The following is an 18,682-nucleotide window of genomic DNA, read 5'->3' as shown; positions in this document are numbered from 1 at the left end:
CGTCAAACCCCAGCCAATCCGGCCTCAAACCCGAGCCGCAAGGCACCCCACATTGGCCTGACCCTCCCTCCTTGCCCCTATAACTTAATAACGCAACGGGCCCGCAAGGAGGGAGATCGCTGTCATCCCGGCTTTCGCCAATCGCCGTCGTTGCAGGCGTTGAACCTACGGTGGATCTGCCAATCTCCCCCCTTGCGGGGGAGATGCCCGGCAGGGCAGAGGGGGGTGTTGTCCTGCCAGCGTCCGGCAAGGTTCTGCACGCACCAACGCTCGAAGGAATGGCATGACCTCGATCGCGAACGAGAATTCCTAGTCTTGCCCCTGTCAGGCAAATCCATACCCAAAAAAGCCATGGATTCGAAAACACCTTCCACAGTGCTCCAGCATAAGTATAGTATTCTTATCGACATGAGAGAGTTGGAGTCGGCGATGAGCGGCCACCACATCACCATGATCGCTCGCGGCATGGATCGGCTTTCGCCGTCGCGTCAGTCGATGCCGACCACATCCGGCCCTGGAGGACCATTTTGCCATCCCACTGCTCTCAAAGGGCATTTTTGTGCTTTCGAGGGCACAAGGTCGGGCTAAAATGGCCACAGCGGCTTGAAAACGAAGCAAAATCAACAGTTCTCGGCTTGTACATCATGTCACTAGAATTTATGTGTCATGCGGGCTTGGACGCGGCGGCAACGCACGCCAGGCGTTTTGCAACCGATGGTTCCACGCCGTCGCATGACAGAGAAATTTTGATCTCATGCTCACGAAAAAGGGCAAGTACGGCCTCAAGGCGCTCGTCCATCTCGCGCAATTGCCGGCCGGGCAGCTTGCCTTCGTCAACGACATCGCCACCGGCAACAACATCCCGAAGAAATTTCTCGACGCCATCCTGGGCGAGTTGCGCAATGCCGGCTTCGTCCAGAGCCGCAAGGGCAAGGATGGCGGCTATCGCCTGGCGCGCCCCGCCGACGAGATCAAGGTCGGCCATGTCGTGCGCGTCCTCGATGGTCCGCTGGCGCCGATCCCCTGCGCCAGCCGCACCCAGTACCAGCGCTGTGAAGATTGCAACGAGGCGACATGCCAAGTCCGACATCTGATGCTCGAGGTCCGGCAGGCGATCGCCGAGGTGCTCGATCAGCGCAGCCTCGCGGAAATGCGCGACATCGTCCTCGACGACCTATCGGTCGCGAAGCGCATCGACGACCTGCCGGTTGCGGTGAAGGTCCAGGCCTGACACTGGCGCTGCGCAGAGCGAAGGCATGCCTATGACCGGGCGTGCCAACTCCATGATCATTGTCGGCGGCGGCGCCAGCGGCGTCGTGCTGGCCGCGCATCTCCTGAAGTCGCCCAATCCCGACCTGCGCGTCACGCTGATCGAAAGGCGCCCGCATTTCGGCCAGGGCATCGCCTATTCGACGCTGCTCTCGGCGCATGTCTTGAATGTCAGCGCCGCCGGCATGAGCGCCTATGCCGACGATCCCGGCAATTTCTGGCGCTGGCTGCAGGAGCGCGGCCTGGCAACGGCCGAGCAGGCGCCCTTCTATGCGCCGCGCAGCATCTATGCCCGTTACCTCGGCGAATTGCTCGACGAGCTGCAGGCGCGCGAAAAGCAGACCGGGCGGCTTCGGCTGATCCGCGAGGAAAGCCTCTCGATCACGCCCACCGCATCCGGTGTCGAAGTGGCGCTGGCCAACGGCACCAGCGTCGTTGCGCATCTCGCCGTGCTGGCCACCGGCCACGACGAGGAGCCGGCGCAAGGCCATGCCGTCAGGATGGGGTCGGAAGCCGACACAGCACTTCCCCCCGACGCCGGCGTCATGGTGCTGGGCACCGGCCTCAGCATGGTCGATGCCTTCCTGGCGCTCGAGCAGCGCGGCCATCGCGGCGACATCATAGCTGTGTCGCGGCGCGGCCTGCTGCCCTCGCCGCATCGTAAGGGCAATCCGATCAAGCTCGACGTCGCCGACATTCCGCTCGGCACGCAGCTCTCCTATTTCGTCGGCTGGTTCCGCGACCTGATCAAGGAAAACCAGAAGGCCGGCATCGACTGGCGCGACGTCGTCGACGGCCTGCGGCCGTTCAACCAGAAGATCTGGCAGAACTGGCCGGCTTCCGCCAAGCGCCGCTTCGTCGAGCACACCAAGGCCTGGTGGGACATCCACCGCCATCGCATGGCGCCCGAGGTCTACGCCCGCGTCACCGAAGCCGTGCGGTCCGGCCGCATCCGCCTGGTCGCCGGCCGCGTCGTCGACATCGCGCGCAACGGCGAATTCACCGTCCAGGTCCAGTCGCGCCACACGCAGCGCCTCGAGACCTTCGAGGTCGCCCGCATCTACGATTGCTCTGGTATCGTCAGGGACATCTCGACCTCGTCGAACAGCGTCGTGCGCTCGCTGGTCGACCGCGGCCTAGCACGGCCGGATCCGCTGCGCATCGGCCTCGATGTATCGGCCAAATGCGAGATCATCGCCGGCGACGGAACCGTCTCGGCCAAGATCCTCGCCGTCGGCCCGCTGACGCGCGGCACCTTCTTCGAGATCGACGCCATTCCGGATATCCGCGTGCAGTGTGCGAGGCTGAGCAAGCAGTTGTTGGGTTAGGCAGAACCTTTTGATGCCGGCGGGACAGCACCCCCCTCTGTCCTGCCGGACATCTCCCCCGCAGGGAGGGAGATTGGCAGCTTCGCCTGATGCACCCTCTTGTTCGACGTTGGAGATTGGCGAAACCGGCGGCGACATCCGATCTCCCCCCTTGCGGGGGAGATGGCCGGCAGGCCAGAGGGGGGTGTGACGGAGTGCTGCGGTAGCGTTTAGTTTGAGACCACAGCCACAACCCGGAATTTCATTCCACATCTGGCCGGTTGATTGGCACGATCTACCTTCTTTCCGACTGCAAAGGGCTGGAAAAGAGGATACGCTGCCGCTCTGCCTCGAGGCGGTCGCTTGGTCATGGAGCATCGATATGAGCGAGCACGAGATCGCCGCAGCCGACGAATTGTCCCGCCTGCGTTCGCCCTATGCGTCGGTTCTCGACCTGATCGGCCAGACGCCGGTGGTCGAGCTGACCAAATTCGACACCGGCAAGTGCCGGCTGTTCATCAAGCTCGAAAGCCAGAACCCCGGCGGCTCGATCAAGGACCGCATCGCGCTGTCGATGATCGCCGCGGCTGAAAAGCAGGGCAGGCTCAGGCGTGGCGGCACCATTGTCGAGGCGACCGCCGGCAACACCGGCCTCGGCCTCGCCCAGGTCGGCATCCCCAAGGGCTACCGCATCGTGCTGGTTGTGCCCGACAAGATGTCGCGCGAAAAGATCCAGCATCTGCGCGCGCTCGGCGCCGAGGTGCGCATGACACGCTCCGATGTCGGCAAGGGCCATGCCGAATATTACCAGGACATGGCCGAGAAGATCACGGCGGAAACGCCCGGCGCCTTCTATGCCAACCAGTTCGCCAACCCGGCCAATCCGCTGGCGCATGAAACCACCACCGGCCCGGAGATTTTCTCGCAGCTCGACGGCGATGTCGACGCCGTGGTCGTCGGCGTCGGCTCGGGCGGCACGCTGACCGGGCTCGGCCGCTACTTCGCGAAAGTGTCGCCGAAGACCGAAATGGTGCTGGCCGATCCGGTCGGCTCGGTGCTGGCGCCGCTGATCAAGACCGGCAAGATGGAAGAGGCCGGCAGCTGGACTGTCGAAGGCATCGGCGAGGATTTCGTGCCGCCCAACGCCGATCTGTCGCTGGTCAAGAAGGCCTATTCCATCCCCGACAAGCAGAGCATGCTGGCGGTCCGCGACCTCTTGTCGAAGGAAGGTATCCTCGCCGGCTCGTCGTCGGGCACGCTGCTGTCGGCCGCTCTGCGCTATTGCCGCGAGCAGACGGTGCCCAAGCGCGTCGTCACGTTCGTCTGCGACAGCGGCAACAAATATCTGTCGAAGGTGTTCGACGATTTCTGGCTGGCCGAGCAGGGTTTGGCCGAGCACGAACAGCATGGCGACCTGCGCGACCTGGTGATGCGTTCGCACCGCACCGGCGACACCGTCTATGTCGGCCCGGACGAAAGCCTGCTCAACGCCTATGGCCGCATGCGCCGCTCCGATGTCTCGCAGCTGCCGGTGCTCGACAATGGCAGACTGGTCGGCATCGTCGATGAAAGCGATATTCTTGCTCATGTCGACGGCCCCTATGATGGTCGCTGGGAGCGTTTCAATGGCCCGGTGCGCACGGCCATGACCTCCAATCTGCACACGCTGCAGGCCAGCCAGACGCTGGACGCGCTGCTGCCTGTCTTCGACCGCAACGAGGTCGCCATCATCTTCGACGGCGACGAATTCGTCGGCCTGATTACCCGCATCGACCTGATCAACCATTTGAGGCGCGCACGATGACCAGCAGCACACCGCCAGCCGGAAAAAACCGCCTGGCCTTCTCGACGCGCACCATCCATGGCGGCCAGAGCCACGACCCCCTGACCGGCGCGGTGATGGTGCCGATCTACGCCACCTCGACCTATGGGCAGCAGTCGCCCGGCGTGCACAAGGGCTTCGAATATGCCCGCAGCCAGAACCCGACGCGCTTTGCCTTCGAGCGCGCGGTGGCCGATCTCGAAAGCGGCTCGGCCGCTTTCGCCTTCGCGTCCGGCCTCGCGTCGATCGCCACCGTTCTGGAGCTGCTCGATTCCGGTGCCCATATCGTCGCCACTGACGACATCTATGGCGGCTCGTTCCGGCTGATGGAGCGGGTGCGCAAGCGCTCGGCCAATCTGCAGGTCTCGTTCGTCGACTTCACCGACCTGGCCGCCGTGGAAGCCGCGATCCGGCCCGAGACGAAAATGCTGTGGGTCGAGACGCCGACCAACCCGCTGCTGCGCATCGTCGACCTCGAAGGCGTCGCCGCACTCGCCAGGCGCAAGGGGATTCTGACGGTCGCCGACAACACCTTCTGCAGCCCCTATATTCAGCGGCCGCTGGAACTCGGCATCGACATCGTGGTGCATTCGACGACCAAATATCTCAACGGCCATTCCGACATGGTCGGCGGCGTCGCCGTGGTCGGCGACAACAAGGAGCTCGCCGCCCAGCTGAAATTCTTGCAGAACGCCATCGGCGCCATTTCAGGCCCGTTCGACAGTTTTCTCGCCCTGCGCGGGCTGAAGACGCTGGCGCTCAGGATGGAGCGCCACTCCGCCAACGGTCTGAAGATCGCGCAATGGCTGGAAGCGCGCCGCGACATCCGCCGCGTCATCTATCCCGGCCTCGCCAGCCATCCGCAGCACGCCGTCGCCGTCCAGCAGATGCACGCCTTCGGCGGCATGATCACAGCCGTGCTCGACCGTGACCTTGCCGGCACCAAAAAGTTCCTCGAACGCACGCAACTGTTCACGCTCGCCGAAAGCCTCGGCGGGGTGGAAAGCCTGATCGAGCATCCGGCGCTGATGACGCATGGGTCCATTCCGGCCGAGAAGCGGGCCGAGATCGGCATATCGGATTCGCTGGTAAGATTGTCGGCGGGGATCGAGGATGGCGACGATCTGATCGCGGATCTGGATCAGGCGCTGGGGGGATAGGCAGCGATCCTTCACACCCCCCTCTGTCCTGCCGGACATCTCCCCCTCTAGTGGGGAGATCAGATGTCACTTCCGCTTTCGCTAATCTCGAACGTTGCAAGACGAGCGGCGCCATCGAAGCTGCCAATCTCCCTCCTTGCGGGGGAGATGGCCGGCAGGCCAGAGGGGGGTGCTGTCCCGCCGACGTCGGACCGATCTCTTCGCCGCGACAACGGTCAACGGCAAACCGCGCTTCGCGCATCGTTCAGCCAAGCCCCGTTGACCCCGAACCCGATCTGCCCGAAATGTAGCGCCCCATGGCTACACACGCCCCACCCAAACCCACCGACACCCCGCTCACCTTCGCAGTGCTGGTGTTTCCCGGCTTTCCGATGATGGCGTTCAGCTCGGTCATCGAGCCGCTGCGTGCGGCCAATGTCCTGGCGAAAAGAGAATGCTATCGCTGGATCATCGTCGGCGGCACGAAAGGCGCGGTCGAGGCGTCGAATGGCGTCGTCATCCAGCCGGGTTTTTACGCCGAGGATGCCCCGAAGGTCGATCGCATCGTCGTCTGCTCGGGCGGCGATGCCGATCATCTCGTCGCCGAGGACGCAGCACACTGGATCCGCAAGAGCCTGCGCAACGGTGCCCATATCGGCGCGGTGGCCGATGCGGCGTTCTTCCTCGCCCGCGCCGGCCTGCTCGACGGCCATGCCTGCACCTTGCACTGGACCAGCCAGGCCGCCTTCACCGAGGCCTTCCCCAACATTGAGCTCAGGCGCGACCTCTATGTCATCGACCGCAAGCGCTTCACCTCGGCCGGCGGCGTCGGCAGCCTCGACATGATGCTGGAGATCATCACCCGCGACTACGGCGCCGAGCTTGCCGCCGGCGTTGCCGAATGGTTCGTGCACAGCCAGCTGCGCTCCAGCATCGACCGCAAGATGATGCCGCTGCGGCTGCGCACCGGCGTGCAGAACGAGCTGGTGCTGTCGGCCATCGCCATCATGGAGGATGCGGTGGAAGAGCGGCTCGGCATGGTCGAGCTGACCGCGAAGCTCGGCGTCTCCTCCGACAAGCTCGAGCGCAGTTTTAGGTCCGAACTCGCCATCTCGCCCAACGGCTACTACCGGCGCCTGAGGCTGAAACGCGCCGCCGACCTGCTGGCGCACTCGACGCTCGCCGTACGCGACGTGGCGCTCGCCTGCGGCTTCGCCTCGATGTCGAGTTTTGCGCGGGCGTTTCGCGAGGAGCACGGGCATCCGCCGAGATTGGCGAGGAGGCATTAGGGTGCTCGGTGCCAGGAGCGGCCTTGTCGAGTTCCGTCACACCCCCCTCTGTCCTGCCGGACATCTCCCCCGCAAGGGGGGAGATTAGCTGTTTCGATGTAGGCGCTCTTCTTGCAACGCTGGAGATTGGCGAAAGCCGAGATGACAGCGATCTCCCTCCTTGCGGGGGAGATGTCCGGCAGGACAGAGGGGGGTGCTGTCCCTCTAGCGTTCCGCATTAGGCTCCAGCGGCATCCCGCACAACACCTGCGGTTTTCAGCACAATCCCTCCGCCCCTCTTGCGCCATGCTCAACCCTCGCAACCCAGCCAAGGCCGACCCCAATGAGCATCGTCGTATTCGATCCCGACAGCACCGAGGACGTGGACTTCAAGGACCGCATGCGCCACCCCGCTGCCGCCGATCCGGCCGGCGGTATGTGGCTGTCGGACACCGAGCCGTCCTTCATCGATGCCGATGCGCTGCGCAAGGGCCGGCTGGCGAAACTGCGCGGCTGGATGCGCGAGGCCGGCTATGGCGGCGTCGTGTTGTTCGACCCCTATAACCAGCGCTACGCCACCGGCTCGCGCAACATGTTCGGCTATTTCCTGCGCAACTCGACCCGCTATTTCTTTATCCCGACCGTTGGGCCGATCGTGCTGTTCGAATACCCGCAGAGCTATCATGTCTCCATGGTGCTCGACACGATCGACGAGGCGCGTCCTTCCAAGCTCGTCTGGTCGTCGGTGTCGGGCCGCGACGACGAAACCGCCGGTCCCTTCGCCGACGAGATCGCCGAGCTTCTGAAGCAGCATGGCGGCGGCTCGATGAAGCTCGGCCTCGACCGCTGCAGCCATCTGCAGGCGCTGGCGCTGGAAAAGCGCGGCTGCGAGGTTCGCGATTGCCAGGGCGAGATCCTGGCGGTGCGCGCCGTGAAGACGCCCGAGGAAGTCAAATGCCTGCAGGTGTCGATGGCCGGCGCCGAGGCCGCCGTCTATGCGGTGCGCGAGGCGATCAAGCCCGGCGTTTCCGAAAACGACCTGTTCGCCATCATGTATGGCGAGGTCATCCGCCAGGGCGGCGAGTTCATCGAGACCCGGCTGCTCACCTCCGGCCAGCGCACCAATCCCTGGTTCAACGAGGCCAGCGGCCGCAAGATCCGCCCCGGCGAACTGCTGGCGCTCGATACCGACACCATCGGCTGCTACGGCTATTATTCGGATTTCTCTCGCACCTTCCGCTGCGGACCGGGCAAGCCGACCCCCTACCAGAAGTCGCTCTACCGCATGGCGCACGACCAGGTTCAGCACAACATCGGGGTCGTCAAACCCGGCATGGCGTTCCGCGAGATTGCCGAGAAGGCGTGGAAAATCCCCGACCGTTTCGTCGACCAGCGCTACACCTCGGTCATGCACGGCGTCGGCATGCATGGCGAAACGCCGTTCATTGCGCACGCCATGGATTACGAGACCTATGGCCGCGACGGCCATATCGTGCCAGGCATGGTGGTGAGCGTCGAAAGCTATATCGGCGAGAAAGGCGGCCGCGAGGGCGTCAAGCTGGAGGACGAGATCCTGATCACCGACACCGGCACGGAGCTTCTGTCGCGCTTTCCCTATGAGGATGAGTTTCTGGAGACGCAGGTTTGATACGCGCAACTAACGCTCACAACAAGCGCCTCATTCCGTCGCACCCCCCTCTGTCCTGCCGGACATCTCCCCCGCAAGGGGGGAGATTGGCAGCGTCGCCTGGAGCGCTTTTTCCTGCAACTCTGACGATTGGCGAGGGCATTCGCGACGGCCGATCTCCCCCCTTGCGGGGGAGATGCCCGGCAGGGCAGAGGGGGGTGCTGTCCCACCGGCACAGGCAAGAGTCTTGGACTGCTCCGCCCGTGGATAATGAAGCCGCATGAAAACCCCCATCGCCATCAAGCGCGGCACGGTGGCCGCGATCTTCATCGACCTGCAGGAAGAGCACCGGCAGGACAAGCGCTACCTGGTCGACGGCTTTGCCGGCATCCTCGCCAACGTCCAGCGCCTGCAGGCGGCGGCGCGGCAGCACCATGTGCCGCTCTACCACTGGGCCTACATCGTCGATCTCGACAAGCAGGACCGGCCGTTTCATCCGGTCGGTGAGGACGGCAAGTCGGCCTTTTCCGACAAGAGCGATCCGCTGACCGAGATCTGCCATGAGGTGGCGCCGGCCATGGGCGAGGCGCTGCTGGTCAAGGCCGAGGCCAGCGCCTTCCGCACCGGGCCGGCGGCGCGCGACATCAAATCCGCCGGCATCGAATGGTTGGTCGTATCAGGCGTCTGGACCGAGGCCTGTATCGACGCCTCGGTGAAAGACGCGGTGGCAAAGGGCTTTCGCGTGCTGCTGGTCAAGGATGCCTGTGGCAGCGGCAGTGCCGCCATGCACCAGACCGGCATCCTCAACCTCGCCAACCGGCTCTATGGTGGCGCCGTCACCGACACCGTCAGCGCCTGCCGGCTGCTGGCCGGCGAGACCGTCACCGCCTGGCAGGTCGAAGGCTCGGTGCCGCTGCGCTTCTCCTTCGACAACGCGGCCGCGCTCTACGCCGATCTATGACTGTCGAAAGCATGACTCGGGGCAAATACGAAACCCGGCTCGCCCCCGAACTCTGGGCCTATATCGACGCGGTCAACACCTGGTATCCGCCTGAGATCATCGGCCTGCCGATCGACAGGCAGCGCGAAGTCTATGACCGGATGAGCCGCGCCTTCCATCAGGGCCGCCCGCCCGGCGTCACGGCCAGCGACAGCCTGATCGCCGCCGCCGGCCGCGACATCCCGATCCGCCGCTACCAGCTTGCCGGCAAGGCCGCCCAGGCGATGGTGATCTACTACCACGGCGGCGGCTTCATCCTCGGCGGGCTCGAAAGCCATGACGACATCTGCGCCGAGCTCTGCGCCGGCACCGGCTTCGACGTGCTGTCGGTCGACTACCGGCTGGCGCCGGAGCATCTTCATCCCGCCGCCTTCGACGATGCGGTGGCCGCCTTCGAATGGGCGGCGGCGACAGGCTTGCCGCTGGTGCTGTGCGGCGAAAGCGCGGGCGGGAATCTCGCCGCCGCCGTGGCGCAGGCGACGCGCCGCCATATCAGAGCTGCGGTCGGGCAAGTGCTGATCTATCCCGAACTCGGCGGCGACGAGAGCGCCGGCTCCTATGTCGAGCACGCCGAGGCGCCGCTGCTGTCGGTGGCCGACATCGCCTTCTACCGCGACGTCCGTTCGGCCAGGCGGCAATTGCTGGACGATCCGACCTTCTCGCCGCTGCGCGACACGGATTTCACCGGCCTGCCGCCGACGGTGATCGTCACGGCGCAATGCGACCCGCTGTCGTCGGACGGCGCGGCTTATCGCGACCGCATTGTGGCCGCTGGCGGCAAGGCGTGGTGGCACGAGGAACCGAGACTGGTGCACAGCTTCCTGCGCGCGCGCAGCACGGTGCCGGCAGCGGCGGAGGCGTTTGCGCGGATTGTTGCGGCGGTTGGTGCGTTGGGTAAGGGCGAGTGGCCGTATTGAGTGGCTGAGGAAGGAAGGCGCCGGCGGTGGGGCGCCAATCTCCCCCCTTGCGGGGGAGATGTCTGGCAGGACAGAGGGGGGTGCTGTTCCGCTGACCTTTCAGCTAATCAGCTAAGTCCAGCCGCGCTCTCAGACCGATTTTAAATGATCTGGGGATCGAAGGTCGGCGATCCTTCACACCCCCCTCTGTCCTGCCGGACATCTCCCCCGCAAGGGGGGAGATTGGCTGTCACGTCACCCTTCGCCAATTTTCGAAGGGGGAGGCCCTCGCTTGGCACCCTGCGGAACTCCGCACAATCACTGCGGATTCCCGAACACTTCCCAGCGTCACCCCGCTCTATCATCCCCACTCAGGCAATGGCGCCCCGGCGATCGCGTCCGCCCCCGCGTCTGTCGATCGGCCGGGGCGATTTTTCTGTGCATGCCGTTGTCCCAAAACCGCTGGGCACTTTTGGGCGGCATGCATCAACAACAGGGGAACGACGATGAAATTCATGCTGACCGATCGCAAACTGCACCCGCAAGCCAAGCTCGTCGCCGACGATTTCAGGACCGGCGGCATCAACCGCCGCGAATACCTGGCCCTGATGGCCGGCCTCGGCGTCAGCGCCGCCGGCGCGCTGGCGCTGGGCGGGCTGAGCACCACCCCTGCCCGCGCGGCGGAGCCCAGGAAGGGCGGCGTCTTGCGCGTCGCCATGAACGTCAAGGGCTTCAAGGACCCGCGCACCTTCGACGGCGTGGAAATGTCGAATGTCGCTCGCCACTGCAACGAATATCTGGTGCGCTGGAACACCGACTTCTCCTTCGAGCCCTGGCTGCTCGAAAGCTGGGAAGCGAGCGACGACGCCAGGACGCTGACCCTGCATGTGCGCAAGGGCATCTCCTGGTCGAATGGCGATGCCTTCAACGCCGACGATGTCATTCACAACCTCACCCGCTGGTGCGATGCATCGGTGCCGGGCAATTCGGTCGCCGCACGCATGGGCGCGCTGGTCAATGACGGCACCAAGAAGGTCGTCGACGGCGGCATCGCCAAGGTCGACGACTTCACCATCAAGCTCAATCTGCCCAAGCCCGACATTTCGCTGATCGCCGGCATGGCCGACTATCCGGCACTGATCATGCATCGCTCCTATGAGGGCGACGGCGACCCGCTGAAGGCGCTTGCCATCACCACCGGCCCCTGCGAGCTGGTCAGCTGGGATGCCGAGACGGGTGCCGAGGTGAAGCGCAGGGATAAGCCTTGGTGGAAGGGCGAATTCTACCTCGACGGCATCAAATGGGTCGATTACGGCTCCGACCCCAACGCCATGCTGTCGGCCTTCGAATCCGGCGAGATCGACACCGACCACGAAACCGCCTCCGACGCCGTCTCGCAGACCGAGCAGATGGGGCTGATGAACTCCGAGATCGCCACCGGCTCCACCATCGTCGCCCGCTTCAATATCGGCAACGCGCCCTATGACGACGTCAAGGTGCGCCGCGCCGCCCAGCTCGCCGTCGACAATTCCGCCGTGCTGGCGCTTGGCCTCGGCGGCCGCGGCAAGCCCGCCGACAACCACCATGTCGGCCCCATGCATCCAGAATATGCCGATATCGGCCCGGCCAGGCGCGACGTCGACCAGTCGAAAAAGCTGCTTGCCGAGGCCGGCAAGGCCGACCACGAATTCGAGCTCATTTCCGTCGATCTCGAATGGCAAAAGAGCACCGGCGACGCCATCGGCGCGCAGATGCGCGAGGCCGGCCTCAAGATCAAGCGCACCGTGCTGCCCGCCGCCACCTTCTGGAACGACTGGAGCAAATACCCCTTCTCCTGCACCGAATGGCTCGGCCGGCCGCTCGGCGTCCAGGTGCTGGCGCTGGCGTATAAATCGGGCGCCGCCTGGAACGAGAGCGCCTACGCCAGCAAGGAGTTCGACGAGCTGCTCGACAAGGCGCTGGCGACACCGGACGCCAAGGCGCGCAAGGAGATCATGGGCAAGATCGAGCAGAATCTGCGCGACTCGGGCGTCATCATCCAACCCTACTGGCGCTCGGTCTACCGCACGTATCGCAAGGGCGTCGAAGGCTGCGAACAGCACCAGGCGCTGGAGCAGCATTTCGAGAAGGTATGGATCGAGAACTGAGCCATCCGCTCTTGGGTTCCTCTCCCTCCGGAGGAAGACGAGGTGGCGCTGCGAAGCAGCGACGGAGTGGGGGAACCCATTCGCCAAACGCGCAGCCGCCGCGAAGCCAAAACCTGATGAGGGATTGTGAAGGCAGGAACGCCGAAGCCGGAGCAAGAATCTCCAGACGTCGCGCCGCCCCCTCACCCGACCTCCGCTTCGCTACGGCCACCCTCTCCCCGAGGGGAGAGGAGACTGCCAGCACTGGCGCCTCCTCTTCTCCCCTCGGGAGAAGGTGGCCGCGAAGCGGCCGGATGAGGAGGCTTCGTAAAGCGCAAGCTTCGCTTGCGGATGGGTCTTCCGCTCCACCCTCACACCCGGCGCCAGCCGCTGGATCGCTTGCCACCAGGATGCAACTGGGAAATGGCCGGCGCGAATGCCGGTGAGGCAGTTGCCTGAGCCCGCGCCGGCCACTGGCGAACCTGGGTCCGCCGCCCGGATTTTTTACCGTTCCGGCGATGCTCGATCAACCAGGCCGGACGTTTGGTACGGAAGCGGACAGAGGCTCACCGCGCCGCCCTCAGAAGCGTGCAGATCCAGCCGATAAAAGTCAGCACCAGGAAGGGATAGCCGGCGGCGGGCAGCGGCGGCGAGGTGCAAGGGCGCGCCCCACAGGATCATGCAAGCCGAGATGACAAACAGCACGGCGGCCACGAGCGCGGTGAGCCGCATCCACAGGGCGAAAGTCTTCGACGCGCTGACGATGACCGCGCCCAAAGCGAGATGCCCCCGACATAGGAGGGCACGCTGGCCTCCAGCCCCCCGCATTGCCGGCGAGCAGCAGGCTTTCGCCGGCCAGGAAGGTCAGGAAGCCGGTCGCGACACAGTCATTGCCCAGCCGCTGGTATTTCATCGTCAGCAGCGCGGTTGCGACCACGAGTGCTGCGCCGTCGATCGTCCAGAGTGTTTCGCGCAGCGGAGCGCTGGCGACGAAGGCGCCAGCGACCGAAGGACTGGAACGCATCTGAAATCGCCTCAAGCCTTGCGAAGGCAGGCAATGAGTGTCCAACTCAACACCTCAAGGCGATGAGAACAGGGATTCCAAAAACTATGCGAACGGCTAGAATGCGCCACTTGATTCCGTAGCTGCCTGCCGTGATGGCGCATTGCAGAGTGAGGTTAGAGATTTCTCAGCTCGAAAGTCTTAACATAAGTTCGCCAAAGCGAAATAGGAACATGCAAACGGGATGGGAAAGGTTTTTCCCGTACTATGCCGGCTATCCTGAGATTTTCGTTGAAGATCTGCTCGGGAGCGCAGGCTTACCCGCTAACTCAGTAGTATTTGACCCTTGGAACGGTAGCGGGACCTCTACCCTTGTCGCCTCAAGACTTGGACACAAGGCGATCGGATTAGATATAAATCCGGTGATGGTGGTGATTGCTCGGGCCAGAATGTTGCCGCCTAGCGAGGCGGATTCGTTAGTCCCACTTGCGCTTACGATTTCCACAAAAACTCCTCGGCGCGTTGCTGTCGTCGCAAACGATCCGCTAGAGGAATGGTTTGTCCCTGCGACCGCCGCGAAGATACGCCAGATCGAGGGAGCCATCCGCCAAAGCACCGTTGGGGGCACCACCCCACCAGGTTGCGTGGTTGATATCGGGCGAATCTCCGGACTCGCCGCCACTCTCTACCTGGGTCTTTTTGCGACATGCCGCTCTCTGAGCCACGCCCGTAGATCAACGAACCCGACTTGGATGCGTAAACCCAGATCTGACGCACAGAAGACTGTAGCGCCTGTCGGAGAAGTAACCCAGGTGTTCGTAGACAACGTGCGTGCTATGGCAGCAGAGCTTGCTGCCACGGAGAAGTCCAAGCCGGCAGTACCGCCATGGGTCATAGAGGTCGCCGACACTACCAGCACAGAGTTGAGCCCCAGCAGTGTTGACTTTGTTGTGACGTCTCCGCCTTATTGTACGCGAATCGACTATACAGCGGCGACACGTATTGAACTAGCTATCTTGGCTCCAATTTTGCCTGAGGCAAGAGAAGAGTTAAGTCGAAACATGGTTGGCTCGATCAGAGTTCCGATCAAAGAGATCGTTCCATCCGTTCTGTGGGGCAGGGCATGTAATGAATTTCTCAAGCAAGTTAAAGACCACGACTCCAAGGCATCTTCGACTTACTACTATCGAACGCATCTCGATTACTTTGATAAGATTAGCAAGTCACTTAGTCGCATTTCGTCAGCGCTGCGACCGGGTGGGGTTGCTTGTTTGGTGGTTCAAGATTCATACTACAAAGAAATACATAATGACCTGCCGGCTATCGTCGTCGAAATGTGCGAGAGTCAGAACCTTCGCCTTGGCCGCAGGGAAGACTTTCGTTTCAATCGCTCAATGATGCGCGTAAACCGACACACGAAGATTTATGGCAGACCATCTGTCCCGACAGAGGCTGTCTTATGTTTTGAGAAAGTTTCCTGATGGCCGACAAACCGGACTTGATCGCTGCAATAGCGGCTAGCGTTCGGCAGGCTAACACGACGGCGTTGGATGTTTCGTTCAACGAACTTATGGATATGTGGGAAAATAAAGAGCTAGATATCCAGCCGGATTATCAGAGGTTATTTCGGTGGACAGCTGCTCAGCAGTCACGTTTTATTGAGTCTCTTCTTCTGGAAATGCCGGTTCCGCCGATATTCGTGATTGAAGAAGAGTCCAATGCTTATCAGCTTATCGACGGCCTCCAGCGGATATCTTCCTATTTACATTTGAGAGGAAAGTTGAAAGCGCCACAGGCAACGCCCCCTGTGGAGCTTGGTGACATGCTGGTCCTTGAGGATTGCGATATTGTGCCCGAGTTGGATGGTCTCACTTACGACGATCTTCCTACCGCACTGCAGATAAGGCTAAAGCGTCGCTTCATTCGGATGGAGGTCGTTCGCAAGGAAACAGATCGACGTTTCAAGTATCACATGTTTAAACGTCTGAACACCGGAGGAGAGACGCTGTCTGCTCACCAAGTTCGGAACTCCGCGATGAGAATGCTGAGCGACGTGTTCCCCAACTTCGTAGTAAAGATGGCCCAAGTGGACGACTTTAAGTCATGTACCGAATCTCTGACATATGAGAGGCGTATGTCAGCTTTTGACGAGGAGCTAGTTCTAAGATTCTTTGCCTTAAAAAACCAACGCGCGCAGTTCAAACATGAAGTTACGGATTTCTTAGACGAGTACATGGAAGCGATTTGTGACCCATCGCGCAATGCGCCTTTCGATTACGAGGTGGAGGAAAAGAACTTTCGAAAGACTTTTCAAGCTCTGTGGCTGTCGCTTGGCGAATATGCATTTGCTTTCGCAAATCGCGATAAAACGACGCTCAGCTTAGGATTCAGCATTTATCACTTCGAGGGAATAACGATAGGGATTCAATCGGTTATTGACCGTATCGATGTTAGCAGTCCGGCGCTTTTGGAACGATTGAGGGATACTCTAAGGGCGATCAAGTTGGATCCCGCTTTTATTGCGATTACGACGGGTGGCGGAAAGAATTCGCCTGGGCCGCTAAATGCCCGAATTTCCTTTGTTTCTGAAAGACTTGAAATTGCGTTTCCCTAACGAGATATTTCAGGAGCTCGAAGCTGGTCGCGCGGTACGCGAAGCCGAGGTTCGCTTGCTGCAGAATTTGGCAGAGTCAGAAACTGACAAAGATCGTCAGAATGCTCTTAGGAGATCCCTAGTTTTGGTTACATATGCTCATCTCGAGGGCTTCGCAAAGTTCGCAATGGATGGGTATGCGTCGGCTGTTAACTCCGCAAAGATTCCATGCAGCGAAGCGATCGCTCCGCTTGTCGCAGCGACGCTACACAAGACTTTTGCAGCTCTCCGTCACATTCAATCCAAACATCCTATTTTTGGGGGCCCCTTGCCAGACGATTCCGCGCTCCACATGGCATGGAGAGAACAGGAATTTGTCAGGCAGATCGGCCCTCTGATGGCTACTTCAGTGAATATTCCTGACAACGTCATCGACACAGAGTCGAATCTTAGCCCGGCTGTATTAAAGAAAAATATGTATAGACTGGGCTTGCCGTTTGATGTGCTAGCCGGTCACGATGGGCATATCAGTATGCTTTTAGGGAAACGAAACCAGATCGCCCATGGTGAACTAACAACGCCAACAAAAGCGGATACTGATCAATACGTTTCTACCGCGTTCGACGTAATGCAATTTGTTCAAGCAGAAGTGTATGATGCACTAACTAAAAAAGCCTACCAGAGACCCGTCGCGGCCTGACTCCCGCAAGGTCAACCGGCTTCTCAATCCCCCATCTTCAGCGCCTGAATAAAAGCCTCCTGCGGGATATCCACCTTGCCGAACTGGCGCATCCGCTTCTTGCCCTCTTTCTGCTTGTCCAACAGCTTGCGCTTCCGGCTCACGTCGCCGCCGTAGCATTTGGCGGTGACGTCTTTGCGCAGTGCCGAGATGGTTTCGCGGGCGATGACCTTGCCGCCGATTGCGGCCTGGATCGGGATCTTGAACAGATGGTTCGGGATCAGCTCCTTCAGCTTCTCGCACATCTGCCGGCCGCGCTTTTCCGCCGCCGTGCGGTGCACCAGCATGGAAAGCGCATCCACCGGCTCCTCATTGACCAGGATCGACATCTTGACGAGATCGCCTTCCTTGTAGTCGGTGAGGTGATAGTCGAAGGAGGCGTAGCCCTTGGAGATCGACTTCAGCCGGTCGTAGAAATCGAACACGACTTCATTGAGCGGCAAATCGTAGATCAGCATGGCGCGCTTGCCGACATAGGACAGGTCGGCCTGGATGCCGCGCCGGTCCTGGCAGAGTTTCAAAATGCCGCCGAGATAGTCGTCGGGCGTCAAAATGGTGGCGCGGATCCACGGCTCCTCGATGGCGGAGATCTTCACCACGTCGGGCATGTCGGCCGGGTTGTGCAGCTCCTTCATCGAGCCGTCGGTCAGAGCCAGCCGGTAGACGACTGAGGGCGCCGTGGCGATCAGGTCGAGGTTGAACTCGCGCTCCAGCCGCTCCTGGATGATTTCGAGATGCAGCAAGCCAAGGAAGCCGCAGCGATAGCCGAAGCCGAGCGCCGCACTGGTTTCCATTTCAAAAGAGAAGCTGGCGTCGTTGAGGCGCAATTTGCCGACCGCGGCGCGCAGATCCTCGAAATCGGCGGCGTCGACCGGGAACAGACCGCAGAACACCACCGGCTGCGCCGGCTTGAAGCCGGGCAGTGCCTTGGCGGTGGTGCGCTTGTCCTCGGTGATGGTGTCGCCGACGCGGGTGTCGGCCACTTCCTTGATCGAGCCGGTGAAAAAGCCGAACTCGCCGGGGCCGAGCTCGTCGACATTGATGCGGGCCGGGGTGAACACGCCGGTGCGCTCGACCAGGTGCTTGGCGCCGGTGCCCATCATGCGGATGGTCTGGCCCTTTTTCAGCACGCCGTCGATGACACGCACCAGCACGATGACGCCGAGATAGGCGTCGTACCAGGAGTCGACCAGCATCGCCTTCAAGGGCGCCGTGGCGTCGCCTTCGCGCGGCGGCGGCAATTGGTGGACGATGGCTTCCAGCACGTCGGGAATGCCGAGGCCGGTCTTGGCCGAGATCAGCACGGCGTTGGAGGCGTCGATGCCGATCACCTCCTCGACCTGCTCGCGGATGCGCTCGGGCTCGGCGGCCGGCAGGTCGACCTTGTTCAGCACGACGACGATCTCGTGGTTGTTGTCGATCGCCTGGTAGACATTGGCCAGCGTCTGCGCCTCGACGCCCTGCGAGGCGTCGACCACCAGCAGCGACCCCTCGCAGGCGGCGAGCGAACGCGACACTTCATAGGCGAAGTCGACATGTCCGGGCGTGTCGATCAAATTGAGGATATAGTCCTCGCCATTGTTGGCGTGGTACTTCAGCCGCACCGTCTGCGCCTTGATGGTGATGCCGCGCTCGCGCTCGATATCCATCGAGTCCAGCACCTGCTCCTTCATGTCGCGCAGCTCCAGCCCGCCGGTCAGCTGGATCAGCCTGTCGGCAAGCGTGGATTTGCCATGGTCGATATGGGCGACGATGGAGAAATTGCGGATGTGGTCGAGGGGCGTGCTCATGGCGCGCGTTTAGCAGGGGTGGCTTGCCCGAGCAAGCGGCAGGCTGCCGCCGCATATGTGGCGCGGCCCGTTGCCTGGCAAGCCGTACAGGCGCTGCCGGAAA

General features: G+C 62.1%; 14 protein-coding genes. 12 read left to right on the top strand and 2 right to left on the bottom strand.

The window, feature by feature from the left end:
• The first annotated feature begins 754 nt into the window (after positions 1-754).
• From NKK51_RS20190 to NKK51_RS20150, 9 genes are all read left to right on the top strand, one after another.
• Positions 755-1,231: an RrF2 family transcriptional regulator gene (locus tag NKK51_RS20190; RefSeq protein ID WP_352554381.1), complete on the top strand. Its 477-nt coding sequence runs from the start codon at positions 755-757 to the stop codon at positions 1,229-1,231.
• A gap of 31 nt (positions 1,232-1,262) precedes the next feature.
• The gene (locus NKK51_RS20185) at positions 1,263-2,597 is read left to right on the top strand and encodes an FAD/NAD(P)-binding protein (protein WP_023813441.1); all 1,335 of its coding nucleotides are present in this window, start codon (positions 1,263-1,265) and stop codon (positions 2,595-2,597) included.
• A 361-nt stretch (positions 2,598-2,958) separates the two neighbouring features.
• Complete coding sequence (locus tag NKK51_RS20180) at positions 2,959-4,380, top strand: pyridoxal-phosphate dependent enzyme (RefSeq protein WP_352554380.1); 1,422 nt, start codon at positions 2,959-2,961, stop codon at positions 4,378-4,380.
• Positions 4,377-5,558 carry a trans-sulfuration enzyme family protein gene (locus tag NKK51_RS20175; protein ID WP_352554379.1) on the top strand — a complete coding sequence of 394 codons (1,182 nt, stop codon included), beginning with the start codon at positions 4,377-4,379 and terminating at the stop codon, positions 5,556-5,558. Before NKK51_RS20180 ends, NKK51_RS20175 begins: the two co-directional genes overlap by 4 nt.
• A 296-nt stretch (positions 5,559-5,854) precedes the next feature.
• The gene (locus NKK51_RS20170) at positions 5,855-6,826 is read left to right on the top strand and encodes a GlxA family transcriptional regulator (RefSeq protein ID WP_031213664.1); all 972 of its coding nucleotides are present in this window, start codon (positions 5,855-5,857) and stop codon (positions 6,824-6,826) included.
• A 322-nt stretch (positions 6,827-7,148) separates the two neighbouring features.
• Positions 7,149-8,453 (top strand): M24 family metallopeptidase, encoded by a 1,305-nt coding sequence (locus NKK51_RS20165; RefSeq protein ID WP_023813445.1) that lies wholly within the window; start codon positions 7,149-7,151, stop codon positions 8,451-8,453.
• A 259-nt stretch (positions 8,454-8,712) separates the two neighbouring features.
• Positions 8,713-9,393, top strand: coding sequence for an isochorismatase family protein (locus NKK51_RS20160; protein ID WP_352554378.1), 681 nt, complete (start codon positions 8,713-8,715; stop codon positions 9,391-9,393).
• Between the two features lie 11 nt (positions 9,394-9,404).
• Positions 9,405-10,349, top strand: a complete 945-nt coding sequence (locus tag NKK51_RS20155) for an alpha/beta hydrolase (protein WP_352554377.1) — start codon at positions 9,405-9,407, stop codon at positions 10,347-10,349.
• A 485-nt stretch (positions 10,350-10,834) separates the two neighbouring features.
• Positions 10,835-12,475, top strand: a complete 1,641-nt coding sequence (locus NKK51_RS20150) for an ABC transporter substrate-binding protein (RefSeq protein WP_352554376.1) — start codon at positions 10,835-10,837, stop codon at positions 12,473-12,475.
• Positions 12,476-12,958: 483 nt separating this feature from the next.
• Here NKK51_RS20150 and NKK51_RS20145 read toward each other — a convergent pair whose 3' ends face one another.
• Positions 12,959-13,231, bottom strand: a complete 273-nt coding sequence (locus NKK51_RS20145) for a hypothetical protein (protein WP_352554375.1) — start codon at positions 13,229-13,231, stop codon at positions 12,959-12,961.
• Between the two features lie 381 nt (positions 13,232-13,612).
• Between NKK51_RS20145 and NKK51_RS20140 the strand changes: the two genes are divergently transcribed.
• The 3 genes from NKK51_RS20140 to NKK51_RS20130 are packed head-to-tail and all read left to right on the top strand — an operon-like array spanning position 13,613 to position 16,750.
• Entirely contained in the window at positions 13,613-14,938 is a 1,326-nt protein-coding gene (locus NKK51_RS20140) for a DNA methyltransferase (protein ID WP_352554374.1), read from the top strand.
• Positions 14,938-16,071: a GmrSD restriction endonuclease domain-containing protein gene (locus NKK51_RS20135; RefSeq protein WP_352554373.1), complete on the top strand. Its 1,134-nt coding sequence runs from the start codon at positions 14,938-14,940 to the stop codon at positions 16,069-16,071. The genes NKK51_RS20140 and NKK51_RS20135 overlap by 1 nt, the downstream gene beginning before the upstream one ends.
• The gene (locus tag NKK51_RS20130) at positions 16,022-16,750 is read left to right on the top strand and encodes an MAE_28990/MAE_18760 family HEPN-like nuclease (protein WP_352554372.1); all 729 of its coding nucleotides are present in this window, start codon (positions 16,022-16,024) and stop codon (positions 16,748-16,750) included. Before NKK51_RS20135 ends, NKK51_RS20130 begins: the two co-directional genes overlap by 50 nt.
• Positions 16,751-16,773: 23 nt before the next feature.
• Here NKK51_RS20130 and lepA read toward each other — a convergent pair whose 3' ends face one another.
• Positions 16,774-18,579 (bottom strand): translation elongation factor 4, encoded by a 1,806-nt coding sequence (gene lepA / locus NKK51_RS20125; protein ID WP_127808532.1) that lies wholly within the window; start codon positions 18,577-18,579, stop codon positions 16,774-16,776.
• Between the last annotated feature and the right edge of the window lie 103 nt (positions 18,580-18,682).

It is taken from the genome of Mesorhizobium sp. M0011 (assembly GCF_040324155.1).
GTDB lineage: Bacteria > Pseudomonadota > Alphaproteobacteria > Rhizobiales > Rhizobiaceae > Mesorhizobium.
The sequence above is the reverse complement of the archived record's forward strand: the minus strand, read 5'-3'. Positions and strand labels throughout refer to the sequence as shown.

What these genes read in the sequence shown, in the direction of transcription:
- NKK51_RS20190 (WP_352554381.1), top strand. Translation starts at nt 755, where the DNA reads ATGCTCACGAAAAAGGGCAAGTACGGCCTCAAGGCGCTCGTCCATCTC.
- NKK51_RS20185 (WP_023813441.1), top strand. Translation starts at nt 1,263, where the DNA reads ATGACCGGGCGTGCCAACTCCATGATCATTGTCGGCGGCGGCGCCAGC.
- NKK51_RS20180 (WP_352554380.1), top strand. Translation starts at nt 2,959, where the DNA reads ATGAGCGAGCACGAGATCGCCGCAGCCGACGAATTGTCCCGCCTGCGT.
- NKK51_RS20175 (WP_352554379.1), top strand. Translation starts at nt 4,377, where the DNA reads ATGACCAGCAGCACACCGCCAGCCGGAAAAAACCGCCTGGCCTTCTCG.
- NKK51_RS20170 (WP_031213664.1), top strand. Translation starts at nt 5,855, where the DNA reads ATGGCTACACACGCCCCACCCAAACCCACCGACACCCCGCTCACCTTC.
- NKK51_RS20165 (WP_023813445.1), top strand. Translation starts at nt 7,149, where the DNA reads ATGAGCATCGTCGTATTCGATCCCGACAGCACCGAGGACGTGGACTTC.
- NKK51_RS20160 (WP_352554378.1), top strand. Translation starts at nt 8,713, where the DNA reads ATGAAAACCCCCATCGCCATCAAGCGCGGCACGGTGGCCGCGATCTTC.
- NKK51_RS20155 (WP_352554377.1), top strand. Translation starts at nt 9,405, where the DNA reads ATGACTCGGGGCAAATACGAAACCCGGCTCGCCCCCGAACTCTGGGCC.
- NKK51_RS20150 (WP_352554376.1), top strand. Translation starts at nt 10,835, where the DNA reads ATGAAATTCATGCTGACCGATCGCAAACTGCACCCGCAAGCCAAGCTC.
- NKK51_RS20140 (WP_352554374.1), top strand. Translation starts at nt 13,613, where the DNA reads ATGGCGCATTGCAGAGTGAGGTTAGAGATTTCTCAGCTCGAAAGTCTT.
- NKK51_RS20135 (WP_352554373.1), top strand. Translation starts at nt 14,938, where the DNA reads ATGGCCGACAAACCGGACTTGATCGCTGCAATAGCGGCTAGCGTTCGG.
- NKK51_RS20130 (WP_352554372.1), top strand. Translation starts at nt 16,022, where the DNA reads ATGCCCGAATTTCCTTTGTTTCTGAAAGACTTGAAATTGCGTTTCCCT.
- lepA (WP_127808532.1), bottom strand. Translation starts at nt 18,579, where the DNA reads ATGAGCACGCCCCTCGACCACATCCGCAATTTCTCCATCGTCGCCCAT.